Here is a 22,729-nt window from a genome sequence, read left to right on the forward strand (position 1 = left end):
CCCCCCGCGCCCCCGTTCGGTGCGCCGAACGGGGGCGGCGGCGCCGCCGGCGCACCGAACGGGGGCGCGGGGGGAGCGCCGAACGCCGGCGCACCGGGCGCCGCGTTCTGCGGGCCGATGCAGATGACGGTGCAGCCGGGCAGCTGGGTCTGCGACTGCTGCGGGGCGGTCGGCGTCATCCAGGGGAACATCGGCGGCTGGCTCGGCAGGCCCGGCGTGCTCAGGTCGATCAGCGGAATCCGCGCCAGCGGGTCGTCGGTCGGCAGGCCGTTGACGTTCATCGGCAGGTTCGGGCCCAGACCCTCGGCGTGCTCGAGGTGCGCGTCGGCGATCGGGGGCGGCGGCCCGGTGATCGGCGGCAGGTCGACGGGGACGACGCCGGTGGCGTAGGCGGCTGCCCAGCCGAGCACGTTCTGCGCGTACGACATCGAGTTGTTGTAGCGCAGGATCGCGGCCATCACCTGGTTCGGGTCACGCAGGTTCAGCCCGCCGCTGCACAGGTAGCGGGCGGCCGCGAGCGTCGCGTCGAAGAGGTTCTGCGGGTCGGCGGTGCCGTCGCCCTTGCCGTCGACCGCGTAACGCGCCCAGGTGCCCGGCAGGAACTGCATGGGGCCCATCGCGCGGGCGTAGGTGGGACGGTTGCCGACGCTGCTCTGCAGGACCACCTCGTTGCCGGGCAGCGTGCCGTCGAGCGTGGGGCCGTAGATCGGGACCACCGCGGTGCCGCGCGCGTCGACCGCGCCGTTCCCGGCGTGGCCCGACTCGATGCGCCCGATTCCGGCCAGCAGGTTCCAGCTGACGCCGCAGCCGGGGGCGGCGGCGGCCATCTTCTGTTCGGCGTTGCGATAGGCGGCCAGGGCGATGCTCGGGATGCCGAGCGCGCCGGGCGCGTTGACGATCATCGGCGGCGGCGGCGCGGAAAGCGCCGGTTCGGCGACGTGGAAGGCGTTCGGGGAATGTTCGACGGAGACGACCGCGGGTCCGGAGAGGTCGGGGAGGGTGGGCGAGACCGCGGCGGCCGGGGCGACGGCGGCGCGCACCGGCGGCGGTTTGCCGGGCAGCGCGGGAGCACCCGCGCCGACCCCACCGGCAAATATCAGGAGAGTGATGATCGCGATGCCGAACGCCGGCGTCCTCTTTGCGCGGGGTGCTTGCTGCCGCTCTGTCGCGGCTCGACGCGGACCCCAGCGTCCCCCAATGCGCACTCGACCGTCCTTAATGGTGAGGTAGTCGAAAAGTTACCTCTTCGTAGCCGTGAACCAGATCACAATACATAACTCTTGTGACGGGAGTGGCGCAATGGTCAGGGTTGCTTTCAGCCCGAATTCTTAGCCGCCCGATCCGCCCCGCCACCGCCGCGAGCGGGCTCCCCGTCGGGGTCTTCGGGCCGCAGCCCGGCCAGCAATTCCCGCAGCTCTTCCAGCTCGTCGCGCAGGTATTCGCGCGTCACCACCTCGCCCACGGCCAGCCGCAGCGCGGCGAGCTCCCGGGCCAGGTACTCGGTGTCGGCTTTTGTTTGCGCGGCCCGGCGCCGGTCCTCCTCGAGCGCCACCCGGTCGCGGTTCTCCTGACGGTTCTGCGCCAGCAGGATCAACGGCGCCGCGTAGGCGGCCTGGGTGGAGAAGGCCAGGTTGAGCAGGATGAACGGATAGGGGTCCCAGCGCAGCGTCACGGCGAAGACGTTGACCGCGATCCACCCCAGCACGATCACCGACTGAATCAGCAGGTAGCGGCCCGTGCCGAAGAACCGGGCGATGGACTCGGTGATCTGGCCGACCGCCTCCGGGTCAACACGCGGCCCGAAGTTCCGCGATGTCCGCGGCGTGTAGAGGCGGCGCGGCGCCGCCGACTTGCTCACGCCAACCCTCCCAGCCGCCCGACCGTGTCGAGCCGCTGGGCGTCGACGCGCCAGTCGTGCGGGAGCAGGTGGTCGAGCAGGTCGTCGACGGTGACCGCGCCCAGCAGGTGCTTCTGGTCGTCGACCACCGGGCCGCACACCAGGTTGTAGGCGGCCAGGTAGCGGGTGACCGCCCCCAGTGGGGTCTCCGGCGCGAGGGTGAGCAGGTCGCTGTCGACGATCCCGCCGACCAGTTCGGCCGGCGCCTCGCGCAGCAGCCGCTGCAGCGGGACGCAGCCCAGGTAGCGCCCCGTGGGGGTCGCGGTCGGCGGGCGCGCGACGAACACCATCGAGGCCAGCGCGGCGGTGAGGTCGGGGTCACGGACCCGCGCGAGCGCCTCGGCGACCGACGTGTCGGGCGTCAGGACAACGGGATTGGAGGTCATCAGGCCGCCCGCCGTGTCCGGCGAGTGCGTCAAGAGGCGGCGCACCGGCTCGGAGTCGTCGGGATCCATCCGGGTCAGCAGCATCTCGGCGTCGGTCGGGTTCAGCACGCCGAGGAGGTCGGCGGCGTCGTCGGGATCCATCTCCTCGAGCACGTCGGCCGACCGTTCGGTGCCCAGCTGGGAGAGCACCTCGGCCTGGTCGAGCTCCGGCAGCTCCTGCAGGATGTCGGCCAGCCGGTCGTCGTTGAGCGCCCTGAACACCTCGTACCGGCGCTTGGGCGGCAGCCCGCGGATGGCGTCGGCCACGTCGACCGCCTTGCGGCCCTCGAACTGGCCCAGTAGCTGGGCGACGCCCTGATCCGGCATGGCGAGCGCCGACGGGGTCAGGCCCTGGACGTTCTGCCAGTCCACGACGTGGACGGGGCCGCGCCGCCCGAGCCGCCGGGGAACGCGCACGGCGACGCGGGTCACCAGCCAGTCGCGCGTGCGGGTCTGCTCGATGCCCAGGTCCGTGATCGCGACGTCGAGCCCCGCGAGCTCCGGCAGGTCGGGATCGCTGACCTTGACCTGGGTGTCGAGCACCTGACCGATGGCCAGCACCTCGCCCGGGCGCTGCTCGAAACGCCGCAGCGACACGTTGCCGGTGTTGAGCGTGACGGCGTCGGGCTCGATCGCCGCGACCCGAAGGATCGGAATGAAGATGCTGCGGCGGGTAGCCAGGTCGACGACCAGACCCAGTACGCGCGGCTGCTGACGCACGATGCTGATGCTGATCACCACGTCGCGGACGCGACCAAAGGATTCGCCGAACGGGCCCAGCACCTGCATCCGGGAGAGCCGGGCGACGTACACCCTGTTGACCGATGCCATGGGGAAGAGCCTATTGGGGCGCCGGCCGAAGGACAGACGGGCGGCGGTCGCTAATGGGACCTCATCGCGAACATGACGACGACGAGGTTCACCACCAGCGTCGCGATGCCGATGACGATGCCGGCGACGGCCAGGCCGTAGCCCTCCTGCCGGTTGCGCTTGACCTGGTCGAGCGCGATCGCGCCCATGACGATGGCCGCGATCGAGCCGATGCAGCAGAACACGCCCGCGAACGAGGAGATCAGCGAGGCGATGGCCAGGCCGTTCGTGCCCGTCGCTTGAGCTCCGTATCCGCCCGCGTAGTCGGGGGCAGGGTAGTAACCGCCCGGATAGGGTGGCGGCGGCCCGTAGCCGGGCGGCGCGTAGGGGGGCGGCTGCTCGTAGCCAGGCTGCGCGTAGGGCGGCGGCTGCTCGTAGCCGGGCGGCGGTGGCGGATACCCGGGCTGGTAACCGTAAGCGGGAGGCTGGTAGGCCGGCGGGGGATAGTCGGCCGCCGACGGCGGCGGCGCCCCGGGTAGGGCCCAGTGCGGGGGCTCGGCGCCCTGGCCGCCGCCGGGAAGCGGGTGGGCCTCGTCGTGGTCACCGCCGGGAGCCGTCATGGGGTTCAACCTAACGCATGCGCCGGCGCCGGCGGCCCGGCGAAACCGGACCGCGCGCCGCCCGCAGCGGGGAAGATTTCTCGATTGCGTGGCCCCGAGATGAGAGGATGTCCTCGGCGTAGGAGAATGAGCTGCAATGACTAGTCCTTTCCAGCCTGGGCAGGTGCCGGGCGCGACGCCCTCCGGCGCGGCCCGTCGCCCGGCGCCCGGGTTGCCCACGCCCCCCAAGGGGTGGCCGGTCGGGTCGTATCCCACCTACGCCGAGGCGCAGCGCCCGGTCGACTACCTGTCCGACCAGGACTTCCCGGTGCAGCAGGTGACCATCGTCGGGGTAGACCTGATGCAGGTCGAGAGGGTCACCGGGCGCCTGACGTGGGCGAAGGTCATCGGCGGCGGAATCCTCAGCGGGGCGTGGCTGGGTCTGTTCATCGGCCTGGTGCTCGGCTTCTTCAGCCCCAATCCGTGGGGGGCGCTGGCCACCGGTCTGGTCGCCGGGGTGTTCTTCGGCCTGATCACCTCCGCGGTTCCGTACGCGATGGCGCGTGGCACAAGGGATTTCAGCTCGACCATGCAGTTGGTGGCGGGCCGCTACGACGTGCTCTGCGATCCGCAGAACGCGGAGAAGGCGCGGGATCTGCTGGCACGCCTGGCGATTTGACGGGACGCGAGAGGCTGCACCGGTAATGGGTCGGCGCGTGCGCCACAGCGGTGCGATCGCGCTGGCGGCGATGATCACCGTCTCGGCCTGTGGCGCTCCGAGCGCCACGCCGGTGATCAGCTTCTACACCCCGGCCACGGATGAGGCGACGTTCACCGCGGTCGCCCAGGAATGCACCCGGGAGTTGGGCGGCCGGTTCGTCATCCGGCACATCAGCCTCGGTCGCGCACCGGCCGAGCAGCGCCTGCAACTGGCCCGACGGTTGACCAGCCGCGACCGCACCCTGGACCTCATGGCGCTGGACGTGGTGTGGACCGCCGAATTCGCCGAGGCGGGCTGGGCGCTGCCGCTTTCCGACGATCCGGCGGGGCAGGCGGAGGGCGACGCCGCCGCCGATACGCTGCCGGGTCCGCTGGCGACGGCGCGCTGGCAGCACCGGCTCTATGGTTCGCCGCTGACCACCAACACCCAATTGCTCTGGTACCGGCCAGATCTCGTGGCCCAGCCGCCGCAGACGTGGGACGGCGTGGTCGCCGACGCCACCCGGTTGCATGCCGAGGGCGGCCCCGGCTGGATCGCGGTGCAGGCCAACGAGGGCGAGGGCCTGGTGGTGTGGTTCAACACGCTGCTGGTGAGCGCGGGCGGTCAGGTGCTCTCCGACGACGGCCGGACCGTCACGCTCACCGACACGCCCGCGCACCGGGCCGCGACCGTCGCCGCCCTGCGGATCCTGCGGACGGTGGCCACCGCCCCGGGCGCCGACCCGTCCATCACCCGCACCGACGAGGGCACCGCCCGGCTGGCTGTCGAACAGGGCCGGGCGGCCCTGGAAGTGAACTGGCCGTTCGTGCTGGCCTCGATGCTGGAGAACGCGGTCAAGGGCGGCGTGCCGTTCCTGCCGCTCAACCGGGATCCCGAATTGGCCGGCAGCATCAACGATCTCGGCACGTTCGCGCCCACCCCCGAGCAGCGCCGCATCGCGTATGCGGCCAGCCAGAAGGTGTTCGGCTTCGCCCCCTACCCGGGCGTGGCGCCCGGCCGGCCGGCAAGGGTGACGATCGGCGGGCTGAACCTCGCGGTCGCCAGCACCACGCGACACCGCGCCGAGGCGTTCGAGGCGGTGCGCTGCCTCCGCAGCGCCGAGCATGAGAAGTACATCTCCATCGAGGGCGGCCTGCCGACGGTCCGGGCCTCGCTGTACGACGACCCGCAGTTCCAGGCCACCTACCCGATGTACACGGTGATCCGCCGCCAGCTCACCGACGCCGCGGTGCGCCCGGCAACGCCGGTGTACCAGGCGGTGGCGATCCGCATCGCGTCGACGCTCAACCCGATCACGGGGATCGACCCGGAGCGGACGGCCGACGAACTCGCCAGGCAGGTGCAGAAAGCGATCGACGGCAAGGGCCTGCTGCCGTGAGCCGGCCGATGCCGGGGGAGCGGCGGCTGGCGCTGCTCCTCGTGGCCCCGGCGGCGACGCTGATGCTTGCGGTGACGGCCTACCCGATCGGCTACGCCGTCTGGCTCAGCCTGCAGCGCAACAACCTTGCCACGCCCGACGACACAGCGTTCGTCGGCCTGGGCAACTACCTCACCATCCTGACCGACCGGTACTGGTGGACCGCGCTGGCCGTGACGCTGGGAATCACGGTCGTCTCGGTGTCCGTCGAGTTCGTGCTCGGCCTGGCGCTGGCGCTGGTGATGCACCGCACGCTGGTCGGCAGGGGACTGGTGCGCACCGCCGTCCTCATCCCGTACGGCATCGTCACGGTGGTCGCCTCGTACAGCTGGTACTACGCCTGGACACCGGGCACCGGCTACCTGGCCAACCTGCTGCCGCACGGGAGCGCCCCAATGACACAACAGATCCCATCGCTGGGCATCGTCGTGCTCGCCGAGGTGTGGAAGACCACGCCGTTCATGTCGCTGCTGCTGCTGGCCGGGCTGGCCGTGGTGCCGCAGGACCTGCTGCGGGCCGCCGAGGTGGACGGCGCCGGCGCGTGGCGCAGGCTGACCCGGGTCACGCTGCCCATCATCAAGCCCGCGGTGGTGGTCGCGCTGCTGTTCCGGACCCTGGACGCGTTCCGGATCTTCGACAACATCTACGTGCTGACCAACGGCGCCAACAACACCGAATCGGTGTCGATCCTGGGCTACGACAACCTGTTCAAGGGTTTCAACGTGGGCCTGGGCTCGGCGATCAGCGTGCTGATCTTCGTCTGCGTGGGGGCGATCGCGCTCGTCTTCATCAAGGTGTTCGGTGCGGCGGCGCCGGGGGGTGACGCCGGTGGGCGCTAGGCGTGCGGCCGGATGGGCCATTGTGGATGCGCTTGTGGTGGTGTACGCGCTGCTTCCGGTGTTGTGGATACTCAGCCTTTCGCTCAAGCCGACGTCGACGGTCAAGGACGGCAGGCTGATCCCGTCGTCGGTGACGCTGGACAACTACCGGGGAATCTTCCGCGGCGACTTCTTCAGCTCGGCGCTGATCAATTCCATCGGGATCGGCCTGCTGACCACCGGCATCGCGGTGGTGCTGGGCGCGATGGCGGCGTATGCGATTGCCCGGCTTGACTTTCCGGGCAAGCGGCTGCTCGTCGGCGCCACCCTGATGATCACCATGTTCCCGGCGATCTCGCTGGTGACCCCGCTGTTCAACATCGAGCGCTTCGTGGGGTTGTTCGACACGTGGCCGGGCCTGATCCTGCCCTACATCACGTTCGCGCTGCCGCTGGCCATCTACACGCTGTCGGCGTTCTTCCGGGACATCCCCTGGGATCTGGAGAAGGCCGCCAAGATGGACGGGGCCACGCCGGGCCAGGCGTTCCGCAAGGTGATCGTTCCGTTGGCGGCGCCCGGCCTGGTGACCGCGGCGATCCTGGTGTTCATCTTCGCGTGGAACGATCTGCTGCTCGCGTTGTCGCTGACCGCGACCGACGCCGCGATGACCGCGCCGGTCGCGATCGTGAACTTCGGTGGCACTTCGCAGTTCGAGGAACCGACCGGCTCGATCGCGGCGGGGGCGATCGTGATCACGGTGCCGATCGTAATCTTTGTGCTGATCTTTCAACGACGGATTGTCGCCGGGCTCACCTCCGGTGCGGTGAAGGGATAGCTCGATGGCCGAGATCGTGTTGGCTCACGTGAGCAAGAGTTACCCGGACGGCGCGACGGCGGTCAAGGATCTCAACCTGACCATCGCCGACGGCGAATTCGTCATCCTGGTCGGCCCTTCGGGCTGCGGCAAGACCACGACGCTGAACATGATCGCGGGGCTCGAGGACATCTCGTCGGGCGAACTGCGCATCGACGGCGAGCGGATGAACGAGAAGGCGCCCAAGGACCGAGACATCGCGATGGTGTTCCAGTCGTACGCCCTGTATCCGCACATGACCGTCCGGCAGAACATCGCGTTCCCGCTGACGCTGGCGAAGATGAAGAAGGCGGAGATCGCCCGCAAGGTCGAGGAGACGGCGAAAACCCTTGACCTGACGGAACTTCTGGACCGCAAGCCGTCGCAGCTCTCGGGCGGCCAGCGGCAGCGGGTGGCGATGGGCCGCGCGATCGTGCGCCATCCCAAGGCCTTCCTGATGGACGAGCCGCTGTCGAACCTCGACGCCAAGCTGCGGGTGCAGATGCGCGGCGAGATCGCCCGGCTGCAGAAGAGGCTGGGCACCACCACCGTCTACGTCACCCACGACCAGACCGAGGCGATGACGCTCGGCGACAGAGTAGTGGTGATGCACGGCGGCGTGGCGCAGCAGATCGGCACCCCCGACGAGCTCTACGAGCGGCCCGCGAACCTGTTCGTCGCGGGGTTCATCGGCTCACCGGCCATGAACTTCTTCCCCGCCGCGCTGACGCCCGTCGGGCTGCGGCTGCCGTTCGGCGAGGTGACGCTGGCTCCCGAGGTGAGTGACGTGATCGCCCAGCATCCCAAGCCGTCGAACGTCATCGTGGGGGTGCGCCCCGAGCGCCTGGCCGACGCCGCGCTGATCGACGGGTATCAGCGAATCAGGGCGCTGACTTTCGAGGTGAAGGTCGATCTGGTGGAGTCTTTGGGCGCCGACAAGTACGTGTACTTCACCACCGCCGGGCCGGCCGTGCACTCGGCCCAGCTCGACGAGCTGGAGGCCCAGGGTGAGGAGGTGCACGAGAACCGGTTCGTGGCAAGGGTTCCCGCCGAATCGCGCGCGGCCGTAGGACAGTCGATCGAGTTGGCGTTCGACACCGCCAAGGTGTCCGTCTTCGACGCGGACACCGGCGTCAACCTGACGATCCCGCTCGCATGACCCCGATCCTGGATGCCGTGCGCGCGCACGTGCGCGCCCACTTCGACGTCGAGCCGGACTCCGCGAAGGTGACCTTTCTGGGCGTCGAGGCGATCGAGGTCCTGCGCTTCGCCTCCGGCACAGGGGGATTGGCGCATTACGTGTCGTTGGGGTGCTCGCGTCACCCGATGGTCGATCCCACTGCGCAGGTCGCCGACCCGCTGCGCGGACCGCGCGCCGAGGTGGTGTTGTCGCAGCGCGACGCCGGCCCGACCCGGGGTCTGGGCCGCAGCGTGGCGCTCATCGCCGCGACCCCGGCCGTCGAGGGCGTGGTGCTGGTTCCCGACGCGTTGATCGACCTCGGCTCGCCGCTGTGGGCGGGGGCGCCGTTCACGGCGGTTCTGTTGGGCCGCAGCGACATTGCGGATCTGCCGCTCGAGTCGCCCCGCGCGCCGGTGGAGTTCCTGTCCGCGACGCCGATCACGCCCACCGAGGCGGCGTGGGTTCGGCTGAAGGGCGCCGCCGCGATGCGGCAGGCCTGGTATGACGACGGGGTCGACGTGCTCGATCCGAAACGGCCCGCCGGGCAGCCACGCTGACTTGTCTGCCGAGCAGACGCAAAAGCACGCGACACGCCGAGGGCTTGTGTGCTTTTGCGTCTGCTCGCGACGGTTGGGCCGCGTTTATCCGGTGAGGCGATGTCGGACCATGTGTCCTTCGATACGTGCGATGAGGTCACGCTGATCACGTCGGATGTCGTCGACCGTCATAGGGATACACGTCCAACCGCATTCCTGCAGCCGAGAGGTCTTCAGGCGGTCGTGTAGCAGAGCGTCGCGGCCCACATGCCATTCGACGCTGTCGTATTCGGCGATGACCATCGCATCCGGCCACGCGAAGTCAACGCGCCAGAGCCTTCCTTGGCGGTCGCGGACGCAGTATTGAAGCTCCGGCATAGGAAGTCCGCCGTCGATGAAAACCAATCTCGCCTCGCTCTCCATGGGGGATTCGGCGCGGCCGTCGGCGTACTGGACCAATTCTCTGACTTGAACGATCCCGCGACGGCCCCCCTGCTCCCGGATCGCTTCGAGCAATTCGGCCTTGGTGCATGCGCCGACGTGAAGCGCGGCGTCAAGCGTCGCCAAGGCCCGCGGACGCCGCAGCGCACGAGCCACTTCCACCGCGGTCCAGGCCGGTGCCGTCGCCAGGTGCCCATTCACCAGGCGCAGCGGCGCACCGACTCGCTGATGCACCAAGAGCCCCAGCGATGGACGCAACCGGATTCCGGGGTCGAGAACGTGCAGGCTGGGTCGGCGTTCGGTGTCGAAGCCGTACAGGGCTGCCGCCGTACTCATGCAGGCGACGATTCGCCGATCGGCCATTAATTCCACCGCGGCGAGCCGTGCCGACATGTCGGGCTCACCCGCCGCGTACACGCCGTGGCAAACCCGGATGAGGCCGCCGGACTTGACAAGTCCGGCCAATTTCGCGCGCGTGACTACGGTCAGCAGTTGTGACCTCGTCGCCAGGCCTCCGCCGGCCAGGAGCACACTCTGGACGTCCACGTCGGTAAACATGCACGGGGTCACGCGCTCCGGGTAGCCAGCAACCGCCCGGATGTGGAAAACGTCGATGCTGTCCCTTGGCGAGCAGACGCAAAAGCACGCGACACGCCGGTGATCTGTGTGCTTTTGCGTCTGCTCGCCGAAGAAACGCTACAGCCAGTCGTTGCGGCGGAACGTGAAGTAGAGGAAGAGGCAGACCATGGACATGACGGCGATCACCACCGGATAGCTCCAGTGCCACTTCAGCTCCGGCATGAACTCGAAGTTCATGCCGTAGATGCCGGCGATCATGGTGGGCACCGCCACGATGCCGGCCCAGGCCGAGATCTTGCGCATATCGCTGTTCTGCTGCATGCCGACCCGTGCCAATGCTGCCTGCACCAACGAATTCAGCATGTCGTCGTAGCCGGCGATGTGGTCGGCGGCCTCGCTGTGGTGATCGGCCACGTCGCGGAGGTAGCGCCGTACCTCCTTGGAGATCAGGTCTTTGTTCTCCACCTGGATGCGATGGAATGCGGCCGCCAGCGGGGCGACGCAGCGGCGCAGTTCGACGACCTCGCGCTTTATCAGGTAGATCGGTTCGACGTCGATCTTGCGGCCCGGGGCGAACGCCACTTCCTCGATGCTGTCGATGTCGGCTTCGACCAGATGGCTCACCGTCAGGTAGTTGTCGACCACGTCGTCGGCGATGGCGTGCATCACCGCGTACGGCCCGAGGCGCATCTGCTCGGGGTCGGCGTCCAGGCGGCTGCGCACCGATGAGAGCTTGCCGTGTTCGCCGTGACGCACGGTCACCACGAAATCGCTGCCGACGAAGACCATGATCTCGCCGGTCTCCACGATCTGGCGGGCCACCCGCACCGACTCGTGCGGAACGTAACTGACGGTCTTGAGGACGAGGAACACCGTGTCGTCGTAGCGCTCCAGCTTGGGCCGCTGATGGGCGCAGACGGCGTCCTCCACCGCCAGCGGGTGCAGCCCGAAGACGTCCGCAACCTCCTGCATGTGTGCCGCGTCCGGCTCGCGCAGACCCACCCACACGAACGCCTCGTGGCCGAGCAGTTCGATCTCGCGCACCTTGGCGACCGCGGCGGCGTAGGTGAACTTGCCGGGCAGCCGGTGGCCTTCGGCATAGACGGCGCAGTCGACCAGCGCATTGGCGGGAGGCTGGGCGGCGGGCGCGTGCGGCTTGTGCTCGTGCGTTTCACGCATGAGCGGTCGCAGCACCTCGGGCAACGCGTCGGGCCCCGGAAACACCACCACCTCCGATCGCCGCGAATGTCCTCTGAGCGGTGCTCAATGCTACGCGTCCTGCGAAAACACGGCAGTACCGAAGCGCCGCTGCCGGAGGACCGGAGATTCCCCGCGTCGGCCGGTGCGCTAGTTTCGACCCGACACCCCAATCTGCACCCTCCAATAAGGAGCATTTCGACGTGAGCGCAAGTCCTGTCAAGGTCGCCGTCACCGGCGCCGCCGGCCAGATCGGCTACAGCCTGTTGTTCCGCCTGGCGAGCGGCGCGCTGCTGGGCCCCGATCGCCCGATCGAGCTGCAGCTGCTCGAGATCGAGCCGGCCCTCAAGGCGCTCGAGGGCGTGGTGATGGAACTCGACGACTGCGCCTTCCCGCTGCTCGCCGGCGTCCAGATCGGCGCCGACCCGAACAAGATCTTCGACGGCGTCAACCTGGCCCTGCTCGTCGGCGCCCGCCCGCGCACGAAGGGCATGGAGCGCGGTGACCTGCTGGAGGCCAACGGCGCGATCTTCACCGCGCAGGGCAAGGCGCTGAACTCGGTGGCCGGCGCGGACGTCCGCATCGGCGTGACCGGCAACCCGGCCAACACCAACGCCCTGATCGCGATGAGCAACGCCCCCGACATCCCCAAGGAGCGGTTCACCGCGCTGACCCGCCTCGACCACAATCGGGCGATCTCCCAGCTGGCGAAGAAGACCGGCGCCGCGGTCACCGACATCAAGAAGATGACGATCTGGGGCAACCACTCCGCGACGCAGTACCCCGACCTGTTCCACGCCGAGGTCGGCGGCAAGAACGCCGCCGAGACCGTCGGCGACCAGAACTGGATCGAGAACGACTTCATCCCGACCGTCGCCAAGCGCGGCGCGGCGATCATCGAGGCGCGCGGTGCGTCGTCGGCCGCGTCGGCGGCGTCGGCGACCATCGACGCCGCCCGCGACTGGCTGCTCGGCAGCCCGGAGGGCGACTGGGTGTCGATGGCGGTCGTCTCCGACGGCTCCTACGGCGTGCCGGAGGGCCTCATCTCCTCGTTCCCGGTGACCACCAAGGACGGCAACTGGTCCATCGTGCAGGGGCTGGAGATCGACGAGTTCTCCCGCGGCAAGATCGACGCGTCCACCGCGGAGCTGGCCGACGAGCGCAAAGCGGTGACCGAGCTGGGGCTCATCTAGCGGATTGGTCCTTGGCTTCGCCGCGGCGCGGGCATGGTGCATGTGTCGCGGGCCCCGGCGGCGGATTGGGCCTACCGATCGGTAGTCAGTACCCTGATGCGGTGCCAGACATCGCGCAGCCTCAGGTCCTCATCGGTGACGACGAGATCTTCCAGGCTCACGTAGGCGGCAAGCTCTCGATCGGGCTGAATTCCCCGCTGGACACGCAGCGCGCGCTGTCGATCGCCTATACGCCCGGCGTGGCGCAGGTCAGCCGCGCGATCGCCGCCGACGGGGCGTTGGCCGCCCGCTACACGTGGTCCAACCGGCTCGTCGCGGTCGTCAGCGACGGCAGCGCGGTGCTCGGCCTCGGCGATATCGGGCCCGCGGCGGCGCTGCCCGTGATGGAGGGCAAGAGCGCGCTGTTCAAGACGTTCGGCGGGCTGGACTCCATCCCGCTCGTGCTCGACACCAAGGACCCCGACGAGATCGTCGAGACGCTGGTGCGCCTGCGGCCGACGTTCGGCGCCGTCAACCTGGAGGATATCTCCGCGCCGCGCTGCTTCGAGATCGAACGCCGGCTCATCGAGGCGCTGGACTGTCCCGTGATGCACGACGACCAGCACGGCACGGCCATCGTCGTGCTGGCCGCCCTGATGGGCGCCGCCAAGCTGCTGGGCCGGGACATGACGTCGCTGCGGGTGGCGGTCTCGGGCGCCGGCGCGGCGGGTGTCGCGTGCACCAACCTGCTTCTCGCGATGGGGGTTTCGGAGATCACCGTGCTGGACTCGCGGGGCATCCTGCACTCCGGCCGCGACGACATGAACGCCGTCAAGCGCGATCTGGCGCTGCGGACGAACCCGACCGGTCTGGCCGGCGGCCTGGCCGAGGCCATCGACGGCGCCGACGTGTTCCTGGGGGTGTCGGCGGGTGCGGTGCCCGAGGAGTTGGTCGCCACCATGGCGCCCGGCGGGATCGTATTCGCGCTGTCCAATCCCGACCCCGAGATCGACCCCCGCGTGGCCGCCAAGTACGCGGCGGTGGTGGCCACCGGCCGCAGCGACTACAGCAACCAGATCAACAACGTGCTGGCTTTCCCCGGGGTGTTCCGCGGCGCGCTGGACGCCGGGGCGCGCCGGATCACCCAGCGGATGATGGTGGCCGCCGCCGAGGCGATCTTCTGCGTCGTCAGCGACGACCTCGCACCCGATCGCATCGTCCCCAGCCCGCTTGACCTGCGCGTCGGCGAAGCGGTGGCCAAAGCGGTGGCCCTGGCCGCCGAAGGGTGAGGACGGGCACCAAGGCGGTGACGCGCGGCCTGACGGCGGTGACCCGCGTCGCCCGGCTCCGCCGCGCTCGCGATCACCGCGGCCTGACGGCGGTGACCCGCGTCGCCCGGCTCCGCCGCGCTCGCGATCACCGCGGCCTGACGGCGGTGCTCGTCGCGGCCATGCTGGCCGCGTGTGCTTCGCACGGCCCGGCCGGCCGGCCGGAGGTGGTGGTCGGCTCCGGCGCTGACCCCGAGTCGACGCTGTTGGGCGCCGTCTACGTCGCGGCCCTGCGCTCGTACGGTTTCGCGGCGCGGCCCGCGACGGCCGCCGACCCGATGGCCAAACTCGACTCCGGTGAGTTCACCGTCGTCCCGGCGTTCACCGGACGGACGCTGCGGCGCCTGCAACCGGGGGCGTCGGCGCTGTCCGATACCGCGGTGTACCGGGCGATGATCGCGGCGCTGCCCGAGGGCGTCCAGGCCGGCGACTACGCCACCGCGGCCGAGGACAAACCGGTGCTGCTGGTGACCGGGTCGACCACGGCGGCGTGGGGCGGCCAGGACCTCAGCGAGCTGCCCAAGCACTGCGACGGGCTGCGCACCGGCGCCACACCAGGGTTCGCCGCGCCACCTGCCGTGGGAACCTGCCGGCTGGCGCCGTCGGGCGAATTCCCTTCGGCCGACGCGCTTTTCGCGGCGCTGCGCAACGGACAGGTGACCGCGGCCTGGGCGACCACCGCCGACCCGGGCATCCCCGTCGACCTGGTCGCGCTGGCCGACGGCACACCCGCGCTGATCCAGGCCGAGAACGTCGTCCCGCTCTACCGGCGCAACGCCCTGGCCGACCGCCAGTTGCTGGCCATCAACGAAGTGGCCGGCGTGCTGGACACCGCGGCACTGGCCGACATGCGCCGCCAGGTGGCCGGGGGCACCGATCCGCAGGCGGTGGCCGGCGGATGGCTGGCCGAGCACCCGTTGGGGCGCTGAGGGACTCGAACCCGGGCGTCGAGCCTGCGGTGGTGGCATCGAGCCTGCGGAGAGGCACGCGGTCGGCGGAAAATGCCGCGCTGGACGCAGGCTCGGCGCCGTGGACTCAGGCTCGGCGCCGTCGAAGCAGGCTCGGCCGCGGTGACGGCCAGTTACGGCGTCAGCCTTTCGGGGGTGCCATCATCCGGCTCGTCACCGAGCCGAAGAGCTGCTGGTAGTAGGGGCCCGCCAACCGCACCATGACGTCGAGGACCTTGGCGTCCGTGCCGACCAGCACGCGCGCCCGTTTCTTGCGGACCGCGTCCAGGATCACCTTCGCGGCCTTCTCGGGGGTGGTCCTGGCGAGCCGCTTGTCGAAAAGCTTGGCCAGTTGCTCGGGATCGAGCCCGTCGGCGGCGGTGGCGTTGCGAGCGATCGCGGTCTTGATACCGCCCGGGTGCACTGTTGTCACGGCGACCGGGTGGTGCGCCAGCGCCATCTCCTGCCGCAGCGCCTCCGTGAAGCCGCGCACCGCGAACTTCGCCGCGTTGTACGCCGCCTGCCCGGGCGCCGAGAACAGGCCGAACACACTCGAGACGTTGATGACGTGGCCGTCCCCCGAGGCGATCAGGTGCGGCAGGAACGCCTTCGTGCCGTTGACGACGCCCCAGAAGTCGACGTCCATCACCCGCTCGATGTCCTTGAACTGGCTGACCTCGACGTCCCCGGTGAAGGCGATGCCGGCGTTGTTGTAGATCTGATTGACCTTGCCGAAGTGGTCGGCGACCGCGTCGGCGTAGAGCAGGAAGGCCTCGCGTTCGGTGACATCGAGGCGGTCGGCCTTGACGGGGGCCCCGATCGCGGTCAGCCGCTCCTCGGTCTCCGCGAGCCCCTCGGTGTTGACGTCGCTGATCGCCACCTTCGCGCCCGAGCGGCCCAACTCGATGGCCAGCGCCTGGCCGATGCCCGACCCCGCACCGGTGACCACCGCGACCTTGCCGGCGAATCCCTGCATCGACACCCTCCCCCTTCGGCTTGCAGTCGAGGCTAGCCGGTGGGTCCCAATCGAGGTGATCCTGGCCCACGGCGCAGGCCAAGCCCCTATCCTCCCGTGCAGGAAAGCCGTCCGCGCAAAGGAGCCCGCGCCACCGTGAACGACGACCCGCGCGCCGACGTGGTGTCCCGCCAGTACGAGCGGTGGCGCTACCCTCAGCCGATCGAGGACCTCGACGCCATGCCCGGCGGCATCTGGCACTGGTTCGACCCGTCCCGCTTCCACCTCAGCCTGTGGCCCGACCGCGAGTACAAGCCCGACCTCGACATCCTGATCGCGGGCTGCGGCACCAACCAGGCGGCGGTGTTCGCCCACCGCAATCCCAAGTCGAAGGTGGTCGGCGTCGACATCAGTGGGCCCTCCCTCGAGCACCAGCGCTACCTGAGGGACAAGCACGGCCTGTGGAACCTGGAACTGCACCTGCTGCCGATCGAGGAACTGCCCACGCTGGGGCTCGATTTCGACCTCATCGTGTCGACGGGCGTCCTGCATCACATGGCCGAGCCGCTGGCGGGAATGAAAGCCCTGGGCGCGTGCCTGCGGCGTGACGGCGCGATCGGCCTGACGCTGTATGCGAAGTACGGGCGGGTGGGCGTCGAGATGCTGCAGTCGGTATTCCGTGACGCCGGGCTCGGCCAGGACCAGGTGTCGGTCGACGTCGTCAAAGACGCGATGTCGGTGTTGACGGCCGACCACCCGGTGCAGAGTTACCTCAAGATCGACGGAGCCGAATTGCGCTACGACGGTGCGGTGGTCGACACGTTCCTGCACGGCCGCGACCGCAGCTACGACGTCGACGCCTGCATCGAACTGGTCACCGCGGCGGGCCTGGAGTTCCAGGGCTGGCTCGTCAATTCGCCCTATTACCCGCACGATTGGTTCACTCCGGGAACGGCGGCCTACGACGCGTTCCACGCCCTGCCGGAACGCACGCTGTGGTCGGTGATGGAGCGCCTGCACATCTTCGGCGCCTGCCACTTCTTCATGGCGTGCCGCCCGGAGCGGCCGAAATCCAGCTACACCATTGATTTCTCGTCGGCCGACTGCCTCGACTACGTTCCGGTGCTGCGCCACCTGTGCGGGCTGTCGGGGACCGAACTCGTCAAGCCCGGTGGCGGCATGGCGCTGAACGCGGCCCAATTGTCGTTCGTGCGGGAGGTCGACGGCCGGCGCACGATCCGCGAGATCGCGGCGCGGGCGTCGCGGGCGGAGTCGCGGCGTGGCGGCGAGGCCGCCGTGGAGGAATTCGGCCGCAAACTGTTCCAATCGCTGTGGCGCCTGGATTTCGTCGCAATGGCCCTGAAGCGTCGACGATGTGACTTAGTGCCATATCCGCGAGGTGTACCCGGCGGTACAGTCAGGCGATTCTCAGGCGGCAGTAGAAGGAGCACCACGGACATGAGCGACGACCCCCGCGCCGACGTCGTCACCCGCCAGTACGAGCGGTGGCGGTATCCGCACCCCATCACCGACCTCGAGGCGTGGCTGGACGGGAACTGGGAGTGGTTCGACCCCGTCCACGCGCACCGCGTGCTCTGGCCGGACCGGCAGTACAAACCGGACCTCGACATGCTGATCGCGGGCTGCGGGACGAACCAAGCGGCGGTGTTCGCCTACAACAATCCGGCCGCACGGGTGGTCGCGATCGACATCAGCCAGCCGTCACTGGACCACCAGCAGTACCTCAAGGACAAGCACGGGTTGTGGAACCTGGAACTGCATCTGCTGCCGATCGAAGAGGTGTCGAGCCTGGGGCTGGACTTCGACTTGATCGTCTCCACCGGCGTGCTGCACCACCTGGCCGACCCTTCGGCCGGCATGCGGGCGCTCGGCGGCTGCCTGCGGCGCGACGGCGCGCTGGCCGTGATGCTGTACGCGAAATACGGCCGCATCGGCGTCGAACTGCTGGAATCGGTGTTCCTCGACCTCGGCCTCGGCCAGGATGACGCATCGGTCCAGGTCGTCAAGGACACGATCGCGGTGCTGTCGCCGGATCACGCCGTACAGAGCTACATCAAGGTGGCGCGGGACCTGCAGACGTCCGACGCGGCCCTCGTGGACACTTTCCTGCACGGCCGCCAGCGCAGCTACACCGTCGATGACTGCATCGACCTCGTGGTCTCGTCCGGCCTGGAGTTCCAGGGCTGGCTCTTCAACGCGCCGTACTACCCGCACGACACGTTCGCGCCGGCGAACGACTTCTACCGTGTGGTGAACGAGTTGCCGGAGCAGAAGCTCTGGTCGGTGATGGAGCGCATCCAGACCCTGAACGGCTGCCACTTCTTCCTGGCATCCCGCACGGACCGGCCGAAAGAGTCTTACGCCGTTGACTTTTCGACCGACGCGTCCCTCGACTACGTGCCGACGATGCGCTTCCGCTGCGGGCTGAACGGCTCGGAGATCTTCCGGCCGGACTGGAGCATGACCCTCAACGCGGCGCAGCTACCGTTCGTGCAGCACGTCGACGGTCGGCGCACCATCCGTGAGATCGCCGGGGCCGTGGCGCAGACGGAGCCGCGCCGCGCCGGGGCCTCGGACCTGGAACAGTTCGGCCGCAAGCTGTTCCAGTCGCTGTGGCGGCTGGACTTCGTTTCGATGGGCCGGGCGGAGGCGTAACGCTCGCGAGCGTGCGCAGAATGCCGGTCAACGCGGCGTGTCGTCGTACAAACACGCACGCTCGCGGATGGCACGGTCAGCCGAACGCGGTGTCTAGGATCTCCTGCTGCTCGACGGCGTGTACCTTCGACGACCCCGAGGATGGCGCCGACATCGCGCGCCGGGAGATGCGCTTGAGCCCGGTCAGCTTGTCCGGCAACAACTCCGGCAGCTCGAGCCCGAACCGCGGCCACGCGCCCTGGTTGGCCGGTTCCTCCTGGACCCAGAAGAACTCGCGGGCGTTCGGGTAGCGGTCGAGCGTCTCGTTCAGCCGGCGCTTGGGCAGCGGGGCGAGCTGTTCGATCCGCACGATCGCGACGTCGTCGCGCTTGTCCTTGGCCTTGCGCGCGGCCAGCTCGTAGTAGATCTTCCCACTGGTCAACAGGATCCGGCTGACCTTGCTGCGGTCGCCGTCACCGTCCTCGTAGGTGGGCTCCTCGAGCACCGAGCGGAACTTGATCTCGGTGAAGTCCTTGATGTCGCTGACCGCGGCCTTGTTGCGCAGCATCGACTTCGGCGTGAACACGATGAGCGGGCGCTGCACCCCGTCCAGCGCGTGGCGGCGCAGCAGGTGAAAGTAGTTCGACGGCGTCGACGGCATGGCGATCGTCATCGAGCCCTCGGCCCACAGCTGCAGGAACCGCTCGATGCGCCCCGAGGTGTGGTCGGGCCCCTGGCCCTCGTGGCCGTGCGGAAGCAGCAGGACCACGTTCGACAACTGCCCCCACTTGGCCTCACCGGAGCTGATGAACTCGTCGATGATCGACTGCGCGCCGTTGACGAAGTCGCCGAACTGCGCCTCCCACAGGACCAAAGCGTCGGGATTACCGACGGTGTAACCGTATTCGAAGCCGACGGCCGCGTACTCCGACAGCGGGGAGTCGTACACCAGGAACTTGCCGCCGGTGGGCGTGCCGTCGGGGTTGGTGGCCAGCAGCTGCAGCGGCGTGAACTCCTCGCCGGTGTGGCGGTCGATGATCACCGAATGCCGCTGCGAGAACGTGCCGCGCCGGGTGTCCTGTCCGGACAGCCGCACCAGCTTGCCCTCCGCCACCAGCGAACCCAGCGCCAGCAGCTCGCCGAACGCCCAGTCCACCTTGCCCTCGTAGGCCATCTCGCGGCGCTTCTCCAGCACCGGCTGCACGCGCGGGTGCGTGGTGAAGCCGTCGGGCACGGCCAGGAAGGCGTCGCCGATGCGGGCCAGCAGCGACTTGTCCACCGCGGTCGCCAGCCCCGCCGGGATCATCTGGTCGGCCTCGACGGACTCGCTGGGCTGCACGCCGTGCTTCTCCAGGTCGCGGACCTCGTTGAAGACGCGCTCCAGCTGGCCCTGGTAATCGCGCAGGGCGTCCTCGGCCTCCTTGAGCGAGATGTCGCCGCGGCCGATCAGGGCCTCGGTGTAGCTCTTGCGGGCGCCGCGGCGGACGTCGACGACGTCGTACATCAGCGGGTTGGTCATCGACGGGTCGTCGCCCTCGTTGTGCCCGCGGCGCCGGTAGCAGAGCATGTCGATGACGACGTCCTTGTGGAACTGCTGCCGGAAGTCGACGGCCAGCTTCGCCACCCACACGCAGGCTTCCGGGTCGTCGCCGTTGACGTGGAAGATCGGCGCCCCAACCATTTTCGCGACGTCGGTGCAGTACTCGCTGGAGCGCGAGTACTCCGGCGCGGTGGTGAACCCGATCTGGTTGTTGACGATGATGTGGACGGTGCCGCCGACGCGGTAGCCGGGCAGGTTCGCGAGGTTGAGCGTCTCGGCCACCACGCCCTGGCCGGCGAAGGCGGCGTCGCCGTGCATCATCATCGGCACGACGGAAAACGCCTTCTGACTCTCGGAGGCCGCGCCGTCGAGCAGGTCCTGCTTGGCGCGCACCAGGCCCTCCAGCACCGGGTCGACGGCCTCCAGGTGCGACGGGTTCGCGGTCAGTGACACCTGAATGTCGTTGTCGCCGAACATCTGCAGGTACACGCCGGTCGCGCCGAGGTGGTACTTCACGTCGCCGGAGCCGTGCGCCTGCGACGGGTTGAGGTTGCCCTCGAACTCGGAAAAGATCTGCTTGTAGGGCTTGCCGACGATGTTGGCCAGCACGTTGAGCCGGCCGCGGTGCGGCATCCCGATCACCACCTCGTCGAGCGCGTGCTCGGCGCACTGGTCGATCGCCGCGTCCATCATCGGGATCACGCTCTCGGCGCCTTCCAGCGAGAAGCGCTTCTGGCCGACGTATTTCGTCTGCAGGAACGTCTCGAAGGCCTCGGCGGCGTTGAGCCGGCTCAGGATGTACTTCTGCTCGGCGACGGTCGGCTTGACGTGCTTGGTCTCGATCCGCTGCTGCAGCCACTGCTGCTGCTCGGGCTCGAGGATGTGGGTGTACTCGACGCCGATGTGGCGGCAGTAGGCGTCGCGCAGCAAGCCCAGCACGTCGCGCAGCTTCTTGTACTCGCAGCCGGCGAACCCGTCGACCTTGAACACCCGGTCCAGGTCCCACAGCGTCAGCCCGTGGTTGAGGATTTCGAGGTCGGGATGGCTGCGGAAGCGCGTCCCGTCCAGCCGCAGCGGGTCGATGTCGGCCATCAGGTGCCCGCGGTTGCGGTAGGCCGCGATCAGCTCCATGACGCGGGCGTTCTTGTCGACGATCGAGTCGGGGTTGTCCGTGCTCCAGCGCACCGGCAGGTACGGGTTGCCCAGCTCGCGGAAGATCTCGTCCCAGAAGTCGTCCGAGAGCAGCATCTCGTGGATGGCGCGCAGGAAGTCACCGGACTCCGCACCCTGGATGATGCGGTGGTCGTACGTGGAGGTCAGCGTGATCAGCTTGCCGATGCCCAGTTCGGCGATGCGTTCCTCGCTGGCGCCCTGGAACTCCGCCGGGTACTCCATGGCACCGACGCCGATGATCGCGCCCTGGCCGGCCATCAGCCGCGGCACGGAGTGCACGGTGCCGATGGTGCCCGGGTTGGTCAGCGAAATCGTCACGCCCGCAAAGTCTTCCGCCGTCAGCTTGCCGTCGCGGGCTCGGCGGACGATGTCCTCGTAGGCGGTGACGAACTGCGCGAACCGCAGTTCCTCGCAGCGCTTGATGCCCGCCACCACCAGCGAGCGTTTGCCGTCCTTGCCCTGCAGGTCGATGGCCAGGCCGAGGTTGGTGTGCGCGGGCGTGACGGCGGTTGGCTTGCCGTCGACCTCGGCGTAGTGGCGGTTCATGTTGGGGAACTGCTTGATCGCCTGCACCAGCGCGTAGCCGAGCAGGTGGGTGAAGGAGATCTTGCCGCCGCGGGTGCGCTTGAGCTGGTTGTTGATGACGATGCGGTTGTCGATCAGCAGCTTTGCAGGGATGGCGCGCACGCTGGTGGCCGTAGGCACGTCCAGCGACGCGGACATGTTCTTGACGACGGCCGCCGCGGCGCCGCGCAGGACCTGGACCTCGTCGCCGTCGGCGGGCTGCGGAGTGGCGGCCCTGGCCGGGGCGGGAGCCGGGGCTTGGGCTTGTGGCTCGGCCGGTGCCTTCGGCGCGCCGTTGCCGGCGCCGTCCGCCTGCTTCGTCGCGGTCGGCACGGGTTGCGCCTGCGGCCGCGCCTGGCCGTCACCGGTGCTCGGCGCGGGCTCGGTGGTGGGCTCGGGGTTGTAGTCGACGAGGAACTCGTGCCAGCTCGGATCGACCGACGACGGGTCGTCGCGGAACTTGCGGTACATCTCCTCGACCAGCCATTCGTTCTGGCCGAATGGTGAACTGATGTTGCTCACGGCCGCTGTTCGCCTCAATTCCTCTGCTCTGCAAGCACTTTGCGCGGCGCCTGCGACTCTGTACCCCTCGCCTTGTGGGATACCTCACGTGCGCGGTGGTAATCACGGTTATCCGCCCTATAAAGGCTAACCTTTCGCCCGGCTTTCGCCAGGCACAGGTTCCCGGCGCCGCCCGGCCTCCAGGTGTGCCGCGCGGGGACGACGCGAAGCGCCTCCGGCCCGGCGGGACGTCCGAGGGCCGCCCGCGAAGGTTGGGGTCGGCTGGCGTGAGTTCGATCATTTGTGCCATTCCGCATTGGAGAAATCGGCCGAACGCGCAAATGCGGAACATCGCGTCATGACTTTCGCGAGGTTTCGCCGGGAATGCCATTTCTTGCCGAAAACGAAAAATTCTGTCCAG

Annotated in this window: 18 protein-coding genes and 1 pseudogene; 11 read left to right on the plus strand and 8 right to left on the minus strand. The window is 69.0% G+C overall.

Annotated elements, in window-relative coordinates; translation table 11 throughout:
* From GPY60_RS21735 to GPY60_RS21750, 4 genes are all read right to left on the minus strand, one after another.
* Nucleotides 1-1,205: lytic transglycosylase domain-containing protein (locus tag GPY60_RS21735; RefSeq protein ID WP_156689770.1), on the minus strand; the 1,205-nt coding region annotated here is incomplete at its 3' end.
* A 110-nt stretch (nucleotides 1,206-1,315) separates the two neighbouring features.
* Nucleotides 1,316-1,858, minus strand: coding sequence for a DUF1003 domain-containing protein (locus GPY60_RS21740; RefSeq protein ID WP_156689771.1), 543 nt, complete (start codon nucleotides 1,856-1,858; stop codon nucleotides 1,316-1,318).
* The gene (locus tag GPY60_RS21745; protein ID WP_156689772.1) at nucleotides 1,855-3,153 is read right to left on the minus strand and encodes a magnesium transporter MgtE N-terminal domain-containing protein; all 1,299 of its coding nucleotides are present in this window, start codon (nucleotides 3,151-3,153) and stop codon (nucleotides 1,855-1,857) included. The genes GPY60_RS21740 and GPY60_RS21745 overlap by 4 nt, the downstream gene beginning before the upstream one ends.
* 50 nt (nucleotides 3,154-3,203) lie before the next feature.
* Nucleotides 3,204-3,752 carry a DUF4190 domain-containing protein gene (locus tag GPY60_RS21750; protein ID WP_156689773.1) on the minus strand — a complete coding sequence of 183 codons (549 nt, stop codon included), beginning with the start codon at nucleotides 3,750-3,752 and terminating at the stop codon, nucleotides 3,204-3,206.
* 136 nt (nucleotides 3,753-3,888) lie between these two features.
* On the opposite strand from GPY60_RS21750, the gene GPY60_RS21755 reads away from it, so the two are divergent.
* From GPY60_RS21755 to GPY60_RS21780, 6 genes are read left to right on the plus strand one after another with little or no spacing between them, the layout of a single operon-like run.
* Nucleotides 3,889-4,410: a general stress protein gene (locus GPY60_RS21755; RefSeq protein ID WP_156689774.1), complete on the plus strand. Its 522-nt coding sequence runs from the start codon at nucleotides 3,889-3,891 to the stop codon at nucleotides 4,408-4,410.
* Nucleotides 4,411-4,435: 25 nt separating this feature from the next.
* The gene (locus GPY60_RS21760; protein WP_156689775.1) at nucleotides 4,436-5,830 is read left to right on the plus strand and encodes an extracellular solute-binding protein; all 1,395 of its coding nucleotides are present in this window, start codon (nucleotides 4,436-4,438) and stop codon (nucleotides 5,828-5,830) included.
* Between the two features lie 8 nt (nucleotides 5,831-5,838).
* On the plus strand, nucleotides 5,839-6,708 hold the full coding sequence (locus tag GPY60_RS21765) for a carbohydrate ABC transporter permease (protein WP_156689787.1): 870 nt from the start codon (nucleotides 5,839-5,841) through the stop codon (nucleotides 6,706-6,708).
* Nucleotides 6,698-7,522, plus strand: coding sequence for a carbohydrate ABC transporter permease (locus tag GPY60_RS21770; protein ID WP_156689776.1), 825 nt, complete (start codon nucleotides 6,698-6,700; stop codon nucleotides 7,520-7,522). Before GPY60_RS21765 ends, GPY60_RS21770 begins: the two co-directional genes overlap by 11 nt.
* A gap of 4 nt (nucleotides 7,523-7,526) precedes the next feature.
* Complete coding sequence (locus tag GPY60_RS21775) at nucleotides 7,527-8,699, plus strand: ABC transporter ATP-binding protein (protein ID WP_156689777.1); 1,173 nt, start codon at nucleotides 7,527-7,529, stop codon at nucleotides 8,697-8,699.
* Complete coding sequence (locus GPY60_RS21780) at nucleotides 8,696-9,277, plus strand: suppressor of fused domain protein (RefSeq protein WP_156689778.1); 582 nt, start codon at nucleotides 8,696-8,698, stop codon at nucleotides 9,275-9,277. The genes GPY60_RS21775 and GPY60_RS21780 overlap by 4 nt, the downstream gene beginning before the upstream one ends.
* Nucleotides 9,278-9,361: 84 nt before the next feature.
* Here GPY60_RS21780 and GPY60_RS21785 read toward each other — a convergent pair whose 3' ends face one another.
* Nucleotides 9,362-10,255 carry a hypothetical protein gene (locus tag GPY60_RS21785; RefSeq protein ID WP_156689788.1) on the minus strand — a complete coding sequence of 298 codons (894 nt, stop codon included), beginning with the start codon at nucleotides 10,253-10,255 and terminating at the stop codon, nucleotides 9,362-9,364.
* A 138-nt stretch (nucleotides 10,256-10,393) separates the two neighbouring features.
* On the minus strand, nucleotides 10,394-11,500 hold the full coding sequence (gene corA, locus GPY60_RS21790) for a magnesium/cobalt transporter CorA (protein ID WP_156689789.1): 1,107 nt from the start codon (nucleotides 11,498-11,500) through the stop codon (nucleotides 10,394-10,396).
* Nucleotides 11,501-11,676: 176 nt separating this feature from the next.
* On the opposite strand from corA, the gene GPY60_RS21795 reads away from it, so the two are divergent.
* The 3 genes from GPY60_RS21795 (at nucleotide 11,677) to GPY60_RS21810 (ending at nucleotide 14,902) form a co-directional block, all read left to right on the plus strand.
* Complete coding sequence (locus GPY60_RS21795) at nucleotides 11,677-12,666, plus strand: malate dehydrogenase (RefSeq protein ID WP_156689779.1); 990 nt, start codon at nucleotides 11,677-11,679, stop codon at nucleotides 12,664-12,666.
* A gap of 101 nt (nucleotides 12,667-12,767) precedes the next feature.
* Nucleotides 12,768-13,934 carry an NAD(P)-dependent malic enzyme gene (locus GPY60_RS21800; protein ID WP_231639771.1) on the plus strand — a complete coding sequence of 389 codons (1,167 nt, stop codon included), beginning with the start codon at nucleotides 12,768-12,770 and terminating at the stop codon, nucleotides 13,932-13,934.
* Between the two features lie 161 nt (nucleotides 13,935-14,095).
* Nucleotides 14,096-14,902, plus strand: coding sequence for a glycine betaine ABC transporter substrate-binding protein (locus GPY60_RS21810; protein WP_156689791.1), 807 nt, complete (start codon nucleotides 14,096-14,098; stop codon nucleotides 14,900-14,902).
* Nucleotides 14,903-15,062: 160 nt separating this feature from the next.
* Here GPY60_RS21810 and GPY60_RS21815 read toward each other — a convergent pair whose 3' ends face one another.
* On the minus strand, nucleotides 15,063-15,896 hold the full coding sequence (locus GPY60_RS21815) for an SDR family NAD(P)-dependent oxidoreductase (RefSeq protein WP_156689780.1): 834 nt from the start codon (nucleotides 15,894-15,896) through the stop codon (nucleotides 15,063-15,065).
* A gap of 135 nt (nucleotides 15,897-16,031) precedes the next feature.
* On the opposite strand from GPY60_RS21815, the pseudogene GPY60_RS21820 reads away from it, so the two are divergent.
* Both GPY60_RS21820 and GPY60_RS21825 read left to right on the plus strand, forming a co-directional pair.
* Nucleotides 16,032-17,237 (plus strand): annotated as a pseudogene (locus GPY60_RS21820) (class I SAM-dependent methyltransferase); the annotation flags it as partial.
* A 96-nt stretch (nucleotides 17,238-17,333) separates the two neighbouring features.
* Complete coding sequence (locus GPY60_RS21825) at nucleotides 17,334-18,551, plus strand: class I SAM-dependent methyltransferase (RefSeq protein WP_156689792.1); 1,218 nt, start codon at nucleotides 17,334-17,336, stop codon at nucleotides 18,549-18,551.
* Between the two features lie 76 nt (nucleotides 18,552-18,627).
* Here the strand turns inward: GPY60_RS21825 and GPY60_RS21830 are convergent, their stop codons facing one another.
* Nucleotides 18,628-22,329, minus strand: a complete 3,702-nt coding sequence (locus GPY60_RS21830) for a multifunctional oxoglutarate decarboxylase/oxoglutarate dehydrogenase thiamine pyrophosphate-binding subunit/dihydrolipoyllysine-residue succinyltransferase subunit (RefSeq protein ID WP_156689781.1) — start codon at nucleotides 22,327-22,329, stop codon at nucleotides 18,628-18,630.
* Nucleotides 22,330-22,729 lie beyond the last annotated feature (400 nt).

Source organism: Mycobacterium sp. Marseille-P9652, from assembly GCF_902652685.1.
Taxonomy (GTDB): Bacteria; Actinomycetota; Actinomycetes; order Mycobacteriales; family Mycobacteriaceae; genus Mycobacterium.

Bases quoted from the DNA above. Each gene is read 5' to 3' on its own strand.
- GPY60_RS21815 (WP_156689780.1), bottom strand. From the start codon at position 15,896: ATGCAGGGATTCGCCGGCAAGGTCGCGGTGGTCACCGGTGCGGGGTCG.
- GPY60_RS21765 (WP_156689787.1), top strand. From the start codon at position 5,839: ATGCCGGGGGAGCGGCGGCTGGCGCTGCTCCTCGTGGCCCCGGCGGCG.
- GPY60_RS21745 (WP_156689772.1), bottom strand. From the start codon at position 3,153: ATGGCATCGGTCAACAGGGTGTACGTCGCCCGGCTCTCCCGGATGCAG.
- GPY60_RS21810 (WP_156689791.1), top strand. From the start codon at position 14,096: ATGCTGGCCGCGTGTGCTTCGCACGGCCCGGCCGGCCGGCCGGAGGTG.
- GPY60_RS21780 (WP_156689778.1), top strand. From the start codon at position 8,696: ATGACCCCGATCCTGGATGCCGTGCGCGCGCACGTGCGCGCCCACTTC.
- GPY60_RS21755 (WP_156689774.1), top strand. From the start codon at position 3,889: ATGACTAGTCCTTTCCAGCCTGGGCAGGTGCCGGGCGCGACGCCCTCC.
- GPY60_RS21825 (WP_156689792.1), top strand. From the start codon at position 17,334: ATGAGCGACGACCCCCGCGCCGACGTCGTCACCCGCCAGTACGAGCGG.
- GPY60_RS21760 (WP_156689775.1), top strand. From the start codon at position 4,436: ATGGGTCGGCGCGTGCGCCACAGCGGTGCGATCGCGCTGGCGGCGATG.
- GPY60_RS21750 (WP_156689773.1), bottom strand. From the start codon at position 3,752: ATGACGGCTCCCGGCGGTGACCACGACGAGGCCCACCCGCTTCCCGGC.
- GPY60_RS21775 (WP_156689777.1), top strand. From the start codon at position 7,527: ATGGCCGAGATCGTGTTGGCTCACGTGAGCAAGAGTTACCCGGACGGC.
- GPY60_RS21785 (WP_156689788.1), bottom strand. From the start codon at position 10,255: ATGTTTACCGACGTGGACGTCCAGAGTGTGCTCCTGGCCGGCGGAGGC.